Origin of the sequence: Marinobacterium mangrovicola, assembly GCF_004339595.1 — a bacterium.
GTDB classification, from domain to species: domain Bacteria; phylum Pseudomonadota; class Gammaproteobacteria; order Pseudomonadales; family Balneatricaceae; genus Marinobacterium_D; species Marinobacterium_D mangrovicola.
This window is the reverse complement of sequence record NZ_SMFU01000007.1, coordinates 855242-867571: the sequence shown is the minus strand read 5'-3', so window position 1 is coordinate 867571 and position 12330 is coordinate 855242. Positions and strand designations below refer to the sequence as shown.

10 protein-coding genes are annotated in these 12330 nt (G+C 56.3%); 1 reads left to right on the top strand and 9 read right to left on the bottom strand.

Annotated elements, in window-relative coordinates:
- Positions 1-87 precede the first annotated feature (87 nt).
- Entirely contained in the window at positions 88-594 is a 507-nt protein-coding gene (locus CLV83_RS04910) for a hypothetical protein (RefSeq protein WP_165900241.1), read from the bottom strand.
- Positions 595-1227: 633 nt separating this feature from the next.
- Here CLV83_RS04910 and CLV83_RS04905 point away from each other — a divergent pair.
- Positions 1228-1968, top strand: a complete 741-nt coding sequence (locus CLV83_RS04905; RefSeq protein WP_132288310.1) for an SDR family oxidoreductase — start codon at positions 1228-1230, stop codon at positions 1966-1968.
- 230 nt (positions 1969-2198) lie between these two features.
- Here CLV83_RS04905 and CLV83_RS04900 read toward each other — a convergent pair whose 3' ends face one another.
- The 8 genes from CLV83_RS04900 to sthA form a co-directional block, all read right to left on the bottom strand.
- Positions 2199-3068: a sugar phosphate isomerase/epimerase family protein gene (locus tag CLV83_RS04900; RefSeq protein WP_207894732.1), complete on the bottom strand. Its 870-nt coding sequence runs from the start codon at positions 3066-3068 to the stop codon at positions 2199-2201.
- A complete protein-coding gene (locus CLV83_RS04895; protein WP_165900240.1) occupies positions 3059-4063 on the bottom strand; it encodes a DUF6005 family protein in 1005 nt (334 codons plus the stop codon). The genes CLV83_RS04900 and CLV83_RS04895 overlap by 10 nt, the downstream gene beginning before the upstream one ends.
- A complete protein-coding gene (locus CLV83_RS22565; protein ID WP_165900239.1) occupies positions 4060-4368 on the bottom strand; it encodes a phosphopantetheine-binding protein in 309 nt (102 codons plus the stop codon). The genes CLV83_RS04895 and CLV83_RS22565 overlap by 4 nt, the downstream gene beginning before the upstream one ends.
- Positions 4365-5627: an AMP-binding protein gene (locus CLV83_RS04890; RefSeq protein ID WP_132288307.1), complete on the bottom strand. Its 1263-nt coding sequence runs from the start codon at positions 5625-5627 to the stop codon at positions 4365-4367. The genes CLV83_RS22565 and CLV83_RS04890 overlap by 4 nt, the downstream gene beginning before the upstream one ends.
- Positions 5615-7399, bottom strand: coding sequence for an IucA/IucC family protein (locus CLV83_RS04885; protein ID WP_207894730.1), 1785 nt, complete (start codon positions 7397-7399; stop codon positions 5615-5617). Before CLV83_RS04885 ends, CLV83_RS04890 begins: the two co-directional genes overlap by 13 nt.
- Complete coding sequence (locus tag CLV83_RS04880; RefSeq protein ID WP_132288304.1) at positions 7353-9182, bottom strand: IucA/IucC family protein; 1830 nt, start codon at positions 9180-9182, stop codon at positions 7353-7355. The genes CLV83_RS04885 and CLV83_RS04880 overlap by 47 nt, the downstream gene beginning before the upstream one ends.
- Before the next feature lie 120 nt (positions 9183-9302).
- A complete protein-coding gene (locus tag CLV83_RS04875) occupies positions 9303-10655 on the bottom strand; it encodes an MATE family efflux transporter (RefSeq protein ID WP_132288301.1) in 1353 nt (450 codons plus the stop codon).
- Between the two features lie 242 nt (positions 10656-10897).
- Entirely contained in the window at positions 10898-12298 is a 1401-nt protein-coding gene (sthA, locus tag CLV83_RS04870) for a Si-specific NAD(P)(+) transhydrogenase (RefSeq protein ID WP_132288298.1), read from the bottom strand.
- Between the last annotated feature and the right edge of the window lie 32 nt (positions 12299-12330).

Sequence of the window (12330 nt, the reverse complement as noted above, 5' to 3'; positions counted from 1 at the left end):
GAAATTTAACGCCGGCCTATGGGGCCGGAACATAGCGCCAGCGAAGTGGAGGTCCCAGCCGCGATAGCGGCGAACATCAGGCCCTTGTTAGCGATGGAATATTTTCGCGGTTTTGACATTAGACTCACCAAGAACGCCCTTAAGTTGACTGGCTATTTTATCCATATTTTCAAAGCCTTCCAGCCTGGTGATACCACCGCCAGAGCTATGTATGACAATAGATTTGATCTTACCGTGTATAGGCTGAATCACGGCTTTCGTAATACTACTGACCTTCAAAGAGCGAGCTTCAGTCATGTCTGATACAGATATAGCGTCTTGACTGATCTCAAGGGATATTTTGTTGTTATTGGCTTCCCAGTACTTGAGTTCTTTGAATTTTTTAAAGCCTAGATAGATGAAGAAGATACCAAGTAAAAACTTCCAATTTTCTTCAAGGGCCATTGCATATGTAAAGGCAGTTCCAGCAACGATAAAGACTAAGCCCATGGCAATAATTTTGAGTTTGCTACGCCATAAAAATTTCTTATCGAGTTTGTATGTCATACCAGTACTTTGCTTCCTTGCAGATCGCAAAATTTTAATACTGCGCATGCGCGTTTCTGCTCCCAGTGAAAGCCTGGTAGAGCTGATCTAAGCACCTGGAGAGAAGAGATAAATCGAGATATCACAGCCATTCTCTTTCCGCTGAAAACGAGCATGCGCGTTTTTAAGCAATGCCGTGCGCAGTATCCCACAACGGCCTTTACATAATGTCTTGATATTGGACCAATTTCACACTAGCCGCCAGAGGCAAATGAGCATGATCCACAACGACCAACGATCGCCTTGGGTCGATACCTAGAGTCGGCCCAGGTACCTGCTAACACCCGCAATGTGCACCACGCAGAAGCTCCACCCACTACCCGCCTTCGGGCACCGACCCTTTACCTTCGCTCGTGGTTCTGTATGCACTCTGCCAGCAGAGATTCAGGTTAGAGCACCTGTTATATATCTGTCTTGATGAATTTTTATTCTGCTCCTATTTTGGCATCCAACGCTGCTTACCTACCTCGACTAGTCCTAACTTGTCTCGGCGGAAAATTTTCCCGTTTTCGTCGATCTACCCCGTTGACCTCAAGTTACGTTGAGGTATTAGAGTATTCTTCATGTTCTGCTCTATGCGTTGAGGCACGCACGGGCAGGACCTTCACAGCTCTAGATTCAACCCAACGGAAGGACAGGTAAATGACAGGTAATAGTGAAAAAATCGCTCTGGTTACCGGTGCCAGTGACGGTATCGGCAAGGAAACTGCGCGACAGCTGGCTCGCCAGGGAGTACGTGTGGTCATTGGTTCGCGCAATATTGCCAAGGGCGAGGGCGTGGTCGGCGAGCTGGCCGGACAGGGGCTTGAGGTGGATCTGGTGCAACTCGATACGTGTGACAGCAATAGCATCAGCGCGGCCGCCAAGACACTCACCGAGCGCTTCGGCCGTCTTGATATTCTGGTCAACAACGCCGGCATCGCCAAGGATCAGGGGCCCCTTAGCGGTCTCGCCGTGGACGATCTCAAAGCCACCTTTGAAACCAACGTATTTGGCACCTTTGCCGTGACGCAGGCGTTGCTGCCGCTTCTGAAAAAATCCGCCCACGGGCGCATCGTCAATGTATCCAGCAGTCTGGCATCGCTGGAGATGATGACCGACAAAAACAGCCCATACTACAACGTTATGCTGCCCTCCTATGCGGCATCAAAAGCCGCTATCAACGTGATGACCATTCATCTGGCGCGTGAGCTGGAAGATAGCGGCATCAAGGTGAACGCCGTTGAGCCGGGCCTTACTGCCACCCGCGCGGTTGACCCCGCACTGATGGCCTACGCGCAGACCGTTGAAGTGGGTGCCGAGTCTTCGGTGAAACTGGCCCTGATTGAAGATGACGGCCCCACCGGCGGTTTCTTTGACCGCAACGGCCCGCTGCCCTGGTAACCAGGCTCGTCACCAGCAATGGTTCTTGGCAGACAGGTTTTTCTTTTCTGAATACCTGTCTGCTATCTGTATTTGTGAGCTCTGTGCGCATAGCAGAAGCTGCCTAACAGAGAGTACGACGGCAAGGCTGTCGTTGAAAGCAGGTAGACCTACCCTAGCTGAAGCAGTCTATATGCGGTCTTTTCGACTCCGTTTCGCCTCAGGGAGTACCGACAGCTTAGGCTTCACCTTCAGACCGCGATCGATGAGTATGGGTCTTTTGCCTGCATTGCTGGGTGCGGATTGTCTGTTAAGGCCGAGATCTCTCTGCAATCCCGCGCCAGCACGTTTTTCACATCCGGGCCGAACCATTCGAGCGACGCATCCAGCAGCCCCATTGAGCCCAAAGATTGCAGAAACGTACGATAGTCGAACGCTCCCTCCAGCAGCGGCACCATGCCATCGCGAGAACCCGCCGCGGCATACACATTGGCCGGTGCAAACACGCCGAGGTTCTCGCGCTTGTCGATGTTTTTCAGATGGAAATGACACACCTTCGGTGCCAAAGCTCTGAGGCTTTCCAGCGGATCGTCGCCCGCCTCCCAAACATGAAGCACATCGAAATTGATCCCCATTGCGGGGTGATCGACCTCCTCCAGCAGCTGACGGGTGGACGCCAGAGTGTCGGCCAGGGTGTTGGGGTGGGTTTCTACCACCAGTTGAACCCCGTGTGCAGCGGCAAGACTGGCGAGATTCCGCAGCCTTGCCACCCACGCCTTTCTTTCTTCCCTGGTAACAACGGCACTGCCACGGTTACCGGCAAAGGTTCGCAGCTTGGGTGCCTCCCAGCGATTCGCAAGATGGCAGAGTCGCTCCAGGTGCCGTAGCGCCCTGACTTCCGATCCTTCCAAGGGCAGATAGTCACTTATCATCGGTACTTCCAGGCCGAGGGAACCGAGCCAGGCGGCGTCGAACTGATCCTCAGGCTCGAGATTGATGGCGTGTGCCCCCCAGAGTTCGATGCCGGTAAAGCCGTGCTGCTGGGCCCAGGTTGCTATATCGCTGAGCGCAATCAGCTGGTGCCTGAAGGAGATAGTGCAAACCGAGAGATTCATACGCATATGACCTCCTGCTTTGACGATGCCGTTTGCTCTGACGAACGACCCCGCTCGCACCAGCGCTCAAACAGCGCCTGCAGTTCCGCCTTGATTCTGAACTCCAGTGCATCCTGTTCGGCAAGCAGTGCGAACAGGGAGTCCGCCACCCGGGTCTGGCCTGTGCGCGCCAGCTTCATCGACCGGTACTGCACCTGGGTATAGGCCTTAACGAGTTTTTCGACTTCATCGGTCCAGTAAACGAAGTAAGGATCATCCAGCCCCTCCCCCAGCGCCTGACAGAAAAAGGCAAACGCATGCTCGTAGGCGTACTTTCGTATCGCCATCACCGGGATCTCGCGCACGGCGCACTCAAGATCGGCAAGTTCCACACCGTCCCTTCCCAGATGCGCATGAACTATGCGCCGCAGCGCATCGCTGAAGGGGTTATGCCGACGCTTCATGCAGGTCGCGAAATAGGCGCGCACGGTCTCATCGGCGGTATGGCACACATCTATACCATCAAAGAAGAAGCCACCGGCCACGCTGGGTTGACTCACTGCATTGAGGATACGCGCCTTGGGCAACGGCCCTTCCCAACGGTAATCCGGGTCATGCATAAACCAGATATCAGGATCGTCCGTGGTTTCCAGCATCACGTAGTGCGGAAAAGGGTTCTGATTGAACTTGTTCTCCCTTTCCGGCAAGTGATACATGTCGAGCATCACCATGACATTTCGGTGAGCAGGCCGGTTTTCGACAAGGTCAACAAGGCGCGCCACATTCGTGGCTTTATCCGCGCCGGGATCGAACCACTCCCTTATTTCGATGCCGTAGAGCTGCTTGTACCAGGTCTTGAAAAAGTCGTGGTTGGTATGCTCGGAATGGTAGGACAGCACCCAGCGATCACTGACGGAAAAGTCGGCATCCCAGACTCCGAAGTAGAAGGGACGGTGATCAACCCCCTCACTTCGTTTGATCACCTCACAAACGCAACTGACGAAACAATGCACCTTGATCATGCTAGGCCTCCCTCTACGGCCACCTCGGCGGAGATCTCGGGATGCGCGCCCTCCTCCTGCTGTAACTGCAGCAGGAAATCGACCAGGGAATTAACCGTGGCAAAGGCCTCGGCGCTCAGCGCTTCGTCGGGTATTTCATAGCCGCATTCCAGCTCAAGATGGAGCAGCAACTGCAGTATCATCACCGAATCGAGATGCAGATCTTCGTTAAGCCGGGCCTCGGGTCTGAAACTGGCGATATGGGGAATCCTCAATGAGTTCGCCAGCCCATCCTGTATCACCTCTATAAGCTCTTCTCGCTTCATGCCGACAGTTGCTCCGCGCTGTGCCCAACCTGATCCGCCAGCAGGCGGCGACTGATTTTGCCGTTTGGCAGCTTGGGTATCTCTTCGACCTGGGCAATTTCCAACGGGCATTGGTAGGGTGAAAGATGTTCGGCACACCAGCGGCGCAGTTCATCCTCATCGACGGTGCGGTCAGCGACAAACTGCAGGCACACGCGTTCACCGGCATAAGGATCGGCGCGTTTGAAAACGACGACGTCGACAACCCCCTCGCAGGTCAGGACCACATCCTCCACCTCTTTCGGGTACACATTGATACCTGCCACATTGATCATGTCATCGATTCGGGCCAGGTAATGCAGAATGCCGTCGCTATCGAAATATCCCAGATCCCGGGTATAAATAGCCTGTGCAGCCCCTTGTATAACCACCTCCGAGGGCGCATCGGCACTGCTGCCAGATTCGACCTGATAGCGTGCCAGCGGGCGCCCCATTGCACCGGCTGAGCGAGTATCCGTATTGATCGCCACACATCCCGCTTCCGAGCAGCCGTACTGCTGGAACAGGTGAACGCTGCGTTCACGCAGAGCTTCAAAATGAGCCTTGGGCATCACGGCGCCTGAGGTCATCACCGCAAACAGGTTTTCGCCTTGAGGCAGAAGCCGGGTCAGCACATGCAAAAGCGTCGGTGCCGCGTAGAGCAGCGGCTGCGGCAGCTGCGCGAGCTTACGCAGCACATACTTGGGGTTCAGCTGGGTGAGGACGTGCGGTTCCTGCCGCCGTGCCAATGAGGCCAGCACACCGCAGATCAAGCCATAGGAGTGTGTCACCGGGCAGGCGATCACCGGGGTCATATCCCGCGCCTGGGGCAAGGCCTCCAGGTAGTCTTCCAACTCACGATCGATAGACTCCCAGCTGCGCTCGATGCACTTGGGCTCCCCCGTCGTGCCGGAACTTAGCTGCACCAGGCCTGGCGGCACCTCGGCCGCGCTATCCGGCGGTAACTCGATGCGCTCAATCTGATCGAATATCAGCGCGTAACTGCCGCTGCGTCGGGTAAGCCGTCGTGCGGCCTCCAGCGGCGTGGTCGGATGCAGTGGCAGCACGGAGCCGCCACGTGCCTTTACGTACAGGCATAGCGCAATCCATTCGACCGGATCACTCAGGCAGACCGTGAGCCGGCGGTCTTTGCACTCACTGATCGCAGCTACCGCGTCAAAGCGGCGGTAGCAACGCTCGAAATGTTCGCTGTCATAGTAGTCATCATTCAGGTAAAGCATGCTGCAGCCTCATTTTTGCTCAGCGGGTGGAAAGGGTTCGGAATCGGGTGACGGCACTCGGTGGTGATCGACGTACAGAGTTTCCGCCGAAGCAGCGATTCCGTTTGAATAACCGGTGAGGTACACCCCAACAGAGCGGTGCGCTCCGGGTCGCAATGGCCTCCGGCGCTGTAACGCTCCAGCAGATCGTGTACCTGCTGCCAAAACCTAGCTTCGGGCAGGCCATAATCTTGTTCGAGCAGGTGGGAGAGCTCCGCCAGGTTGTAGATGTAAAGCGTGTCCATGTAGAGCTCGCGGAGCGCTTCGACCTCCTGCATCCAGAAAAACCGGTCGGGTGTGTCATCGAGATACACGGGATCAAGCGCACGAAAGTCGGGACAGAGATCCGGCTGCGCCAGAAAGCCCTCGACATACTCCACGCTCTCATGGAAATCACGCACGGCTAGCCGTGTTGGCCAGCCATCACGATGTACAATAATCAGGTTCTGGGCGTGCGCCTCCAGTGCAATTCCCTGCGCTACCAGGAGGTGCCATATCGGCAGTACCGTGCACTCAAGCAAGCGCGTCAGCCAGGCTTGCAGCCCAAAGCGCTGGATCCAGTCATCTATAAACGGACGCCGGTCCAACTCGATGGCAAATAGCGCCGTGAATGGAACCGCCTGCTCGCCCGGTTCAAGCGAGGTATTCAGGTTCTCGCGCCAGATGGCGCCCAGTTGCCCCTCCAGGTGTTTACCTGCGCCCTTGAAAAGCAGACCGGCATACTCCTGCAGCAGGATCAGCGGCGCGATATCAGTGAAAAACGGATCGCTGTCGACGACCTTTTTCAACCAGGCGGACAGCACCGGTGCCGTGCAAACCGAGTGAGGCTCCAGGGTACGAAGCGATGAGGTATTCACCAGGTTAAGCGGGAGCTTGATATGGGCCTTCCCGGGATCCTCTGCGTTGATCAGGGTCCTTATGGACTGGGTTGCCCGGTACTGCTCCCCCGCTTCCCCGAGGTAAAGAATCTCGCCGGAGCGGATAGGCGTCCCCAAACCCTCTCGCTGTAGTGCCTGCCACTGCCAGGGATGGATCGGCATTAGTCCATAGCGCTCCGGGCTTCCGCCGCGTTGAAGAATACGCGCCTGCAGAGTGTTCCAGCACGGGTCACCCAGTTCACGGCGCCAGAACGACTCTTCCTCAACTGGAAGGCTGGACGCCAGCGATCTGCGGTCGATAGCAAGCCAATGCAGGACAAAGGTTTCACCCGCCTCTGGGCCATAGCGCCGATGATCCTCAACGCTGAATCCGGTGCGTGCCTTGAAGCAGGGGTGATAGGGGTGCCCCTCATCGAGCAGGCCTTCAAGCGCCTCGAAAGACAACTGACGACGACTGAGCGGCCTTGGCAGACGCCGTGCGTTCCAGTCGCACAAGCGCACCGTCTGCTCCAGCTCGGCATGGAGGCGTTTTCTGATCGCTGCATCTACGTTAAGCGCGGCGACTAAATCGCCGAGACCAACCTGGCAGCGCCAGCCGTCTGCGTCGACCCGGCGCAAGCTGTTCTCCTGTACGCGTAGTCTGCCAAACGCTCCTCTGCGGCCGCGACAAACCAGGTCCAGCTCACCGATCCGGAAATTCAGTTCACCCGTGTTATCAGGAACATCTCCGCTAAAGGCGACGGCCCCCTCGAACAGCAGCGCTTCAATCAGCTGGCGAATCACGCGTCCTTCCGACATCAGACTTGCTTCAGGCACCGTGAATAGCCTCGGCTCGAGCGAGATCGATCCCGTCATCGGCGGACTCCTTGTGTGAATCTGCGACGGGCTCGCGCAGCGGATTGGGTACGCGGGTGTAGACTGCGAGCTCCAGCTCGGCGGTCAGCTCATCCACATCCTGAACACGGGTCAGCAGATTGGCTTTGTAAGCGAGCTCAGGCTGCTCCAGCAGATGGTTAACCAGCCGAAGACCTGCGCCCTTCAGATCGCGACGCATGTCGCTTAACCAGGTTCTCACTTGCTTTAGCAGACGCGCCTCATCAGCCAGCCCGTCAGCGCCCAGGCGATGGATAACCGCAGCCAGCTGATTCAAAATCAGGTAGTAACCGAAACGGTCGCGAATCATCTCCTCGCTGTAATACAGCTCTTCTGAATAACGCGCCTGCGGCTCCAGCTCACAGAGGTGTTCACGATAACTGTCCGCAAGGTAGTAACCCTGGTTGTCGCGGTAGTAATACTGGGAGGGATAGCCAGCCGATATATCGAGCAGGCTATTCTGTTGATGGGCTTCAAGAGCGATCCCCTGCTCGTCATACAGCCTGATAAGCGCATCGACGGCGCAGTGCCAATAGTGGCCGAACCAGTCCAGCGCCACATCACTGACGTTGCGCCCTTCTCTAAGCGCCAACCCTTCAATCAGGGTTCGCATTCTCGATGGACGGCCTGGCAGCGGCTCCTGCAGGATCGCCGCAATCGATTGCACGCCCCGGCGCTCCCCACCGATAAAGGGGTTGTGGCGCAGGATGACCTCAAAACCGGACTCCCCGCCTTGCGGGAACTCCACGGTCAGCCAGGCCGGGTCCGTTAATACTGAGAACTGCGGGTTGCGCACGACAAAGCCGCTTTTCTCCAGCAATTTGGCTGCGATGACGCCCGCCCTGAGCTCTGACACCTGGTTGCGGCGCAGCGAGTTGGTCACCTTGACCGGAATCGAAACCTTGAACATCCAAGGGGAGTGATCGCTATACAGCGTCCTGACCGATGAGGTCGGTGTGAACTCTGGGCCAATGGCCCCCAGATCGCGCAGATCGCCGGCCTCAATTGCCTGGCGGACCTGAGGCTGGTGAATAAGCCATTGCGCCTGCAGCGGATGAACCGGAATACAGACCTCATCCTGAGACAGGCCAACCTCACCGAGTACTTCCAGCACCAGGGCTTCAGCGCTGCGCTCAAGCAGAGAATCTTGTCGGACCCAGGCGCGGCGAGCGGCAAAACAATGCAGACGAAACTGTCCTGCCAGCTCTGGTGCATAGTGATCCTGCTGCCAGAAACTCATCCCCTGCCGGCTTTTCGGCGTAGGATGACACCAGTGCCCATATAACAGTGACTGTTCAGACTCGATAAACCGCTCACCTTCAAGAGTGTGGTCATCAGCCCTTGCCTCGATAAAGCGAGCCATCAGCTGGCAGCTTTCCACCAACCGATAAACCAGTTCAAGCTCCTGCTCCCGTTGGCGATGATCCGCCATGCCCGGATCGTAGAGCTCCCGAACCAGAACCAATACCGCGTCGAGCGGACGTAACGGAGACCATTGATCGGACGAGTCATGATTGACCCAGGCAGAAAGGATACGGTGCCGACCAATCAGAGAGCGGTAACCGACATCCAGGGCCAGCCTGCCCCGCAGACCCTTCAGGCGCAGTTCGATGACGCCGATACCGTGAAACAGTCCGCCAAGGACCCTTCTTTCCGCCCAGCCGGAACCCGAATGCCAGGCACCGGAATCAGCCTCACGCAGGTAGCAATTTACAAAGGTTTGAAAGGTGGCGTTTTCCGCCACCTCAAGTGCGGTAGGATTCATAAGCTCCTCTGTCGATCTTTGACGGCCGCGACACCACGACCTAACCGGGACAGAGGAAATCTACTTGATAACCATTATCACTCGCAACAGCATTTACATCTGTTACAAGTTATTCTAACGCTAACCCATAGCCTGGCAACGAAGCATAGCCCGTTCAGGTGAGAAAGCCCGGTAGCAACCCAGTGCGAGGGCAAAGGTCACCCACTCCGCGATTGGCAGTGCCACCAGGATTGAAACCTGCGGGAACAGGGTCGCAATGGCAAACAGCAATCCTACCGGCAACACCAGACTGCGAGACAAGGCCACTACCAAAGAGGGCAACGGCTGATGCATTGCGGTCAGGTAGATCGACAGACAGACATTCAAGCCATTAACCAGAAAGAGCGGCCAGACCGCCGCGATAAAATCGTGCGACTGCTCCAGTACAGAACTGTCCGCGCCCTGAAGAAACAGGCCAATAAGCCAATCACCGCCCGCCAGTAGCACCGAAACCAGAACGACCGCCACACAGGCCACCATCAGAAACGCACTGCTCATGAAGCCACGAATACGGCCCGCCTGCCCTGCCCCCAGGTTCTGGCTCACCAAAAGATGAACAGCGTCGGCAATGCCGTAGTAGATCATCAGGCTGAGAAAGATGGTGTAGTTCACCACTGTGAAGGCCGCTATCCCATCAACCCCGAGACGGCTGACAAGCAGCCAGTTGAGCACCAGTATCACCACCCCACCCGAGCACTCATTAATGAACTCGGACACGCCGTTATACGCGACCTTGAACATATCGCTCCACTGGCCGGGACGAAGCATGAAGCGCAGCTTGCGCCCGGGGCGGCGGAAATAGCGAGTCAACACAGCAAGCTGAAGCAGTTGTGCCAGCCCCGTGGCCCAGGCAGCTCCGACAAGGCCCAGCTCAAAATGGATAATAAACAGAGCGTCCAACAAGATATTGGCGACTGCCCCCACTGAGAGGGCCAGGGTCGCCAGGCCGGGCTGCCCATCCATGCGGACGAAGTAGTACAAAACCATGGAGGTAAGCTGCAACACCAGGACGACACTGAGCCAACGAAAGTATGGCCTCATGGTTTCGTGCAGATGCTCAGGCGCACCCAGCAGCGTTAGTACGCTGCCATCAAACAATAACCCCGGAATCAGGAAAAGCAGCGCCATCGCCACAACGCTGAACATACAGCGGCTGAATACCCCTGACGCCTGGTCGTGATGTCCCGCCCCCAAAGACCGCCCCGCTCGCACAGCGCCGCCGATGGCGATCATCAGCGCAAGACCAAACACGAGTGTCAGATAGGGAATCATCAGGTTGACCGCTGCCAGCGCATCGGAACTGACAAACCGACCGACAAAAATACCATCGACAATGCTTGCCGTCGTTATCGCCAGCAAGCCGAGTATTGAGGGTATCGCGTAGCGGACAAACGTCGGAAATATTGCGCCTTGCAGTATCGGGGATCCTTCCATCAGACCTATGCACCTTCGGGGCTAAACAGGGGGAGTATCTCGAGAAGAAGGCGATGATAATTATTATCATCTATACACACAAGGAAGCGATTGCTGAACGCTGAGGCTCAACCGCGAACGCGGGTTTACTTTGATCAAGCCTGATGCACCGATCAGGTGATCAACGCCAAAAGCAAAAAGGGTAAAACGCGGTAACAAAAAAGGGGCACTTGGCCCCTTTTTCATAGTCCGTCAGATAACAATCAAAGGTTATCGATACGGTTCAGACCGGCAATCGCCGCGACGCGGTAGGCTTCCGCCATGGTCGGGTAGTTGAACGTAGTGTTGATGAAGTACTTCAACGTGTTCGCCTCGCCCTTCTGCGCCATGATCGCCTGACCGATATGGACGATCTCAGACGCCTGGTCACCGAAACAGTGAATACCGAGGATCTCCAGCGTCTCGCGGTTAAACAGGATCTTCAGCATGCCCACCGGCTCGCCGGAAATCTGGGCGCGTGCCGTATCCTTGAAGAAAGCCTGACCTACTTCATAAGGTACCGACTCCGCCGTCAGCTCCTCTTCAGTTTTACCGATAGAACTGATTTCCGGAATGGTGTAGATACCGGTCGGTACTTCGTTAATGTAACGGAAGTCATCGCCGTTAAGCATGTCAGCCGCAGCAGCACGCCCCTGGTCGAGAGCGGCCGACGCAAGGCTCGGCCAGCCAACCACATCACCTACGGCATAAACGCCTTCGCACTCGGTACGATAGTGACCATCGACGGCAAGCTGGCCGCGGTTATTGGCTGTCAGGCCGATGTTTTCGAGCCCCAGTCCTTCAGTGTTGCCGGTACGGCCGTTACACCAGAGGAAGGCATCTGCGCGGATACGCTTACCGGATTTCAGATTGATGATCACGCCGTGGCCATCACCCTCAACCGACTGATATTCCTCGTTGTGACGGATCTTCACGGCATTGTTACGGAAGTGGTAGCTCAGGGAGTCGGATATCTCGCTATCCAGGAAGGAGAGCAGACGGTCGCGGGTGTCGATGAGATCGACCTTAACGCCCAAACCGCTGAAGATAGAGGCGTACTCACAGCCGATAACACCCGCACCGTAGATCACCAGGGTGCGTGGCGTGTGGTTGAGCTTGAGAATAGTGTCCGAGTTGTAGATACGCGGGTGATCAAAATCGACATCGGCCGGTTTGTAGGGACTGGAGCCGGTGGCGATGACGAAGTTCTTCGCACGCAGCACCTCGCGAGCATTGGATTCGCCCTCGATAACCACTTCACCGGGTTTGCTGAACTGGGCACGACCAAAGAACACATCGACACGGTTACGCGCGTAGAAGTTGGTTCTTAGCATCACCTGATTGGAGATTACCTTCTCAGCGCGATTTAATACTTTCGGGAAGGAGAACCAACGCGGCTCACCGATATCACGAAACATCGGGCTGGTGTTAAATTCTATAATCTGCTTGACCGAGTGACGCAGGGCTTTAGAGGGGATGGTACCTTTGTGGGTGCAGTTACCGCCGACAGTGTCCTGCTCCTCGACGACTGCGACACGCTTGCCCTTCTTGGCAGCGCTCATCGCCGCGCCTTCACCGGCGGGTCCAGACCCGATAATTACGACATCATAGTCATATACAGCCATTAACTTCCCCTTATGCAGTGCACTGGTACCAG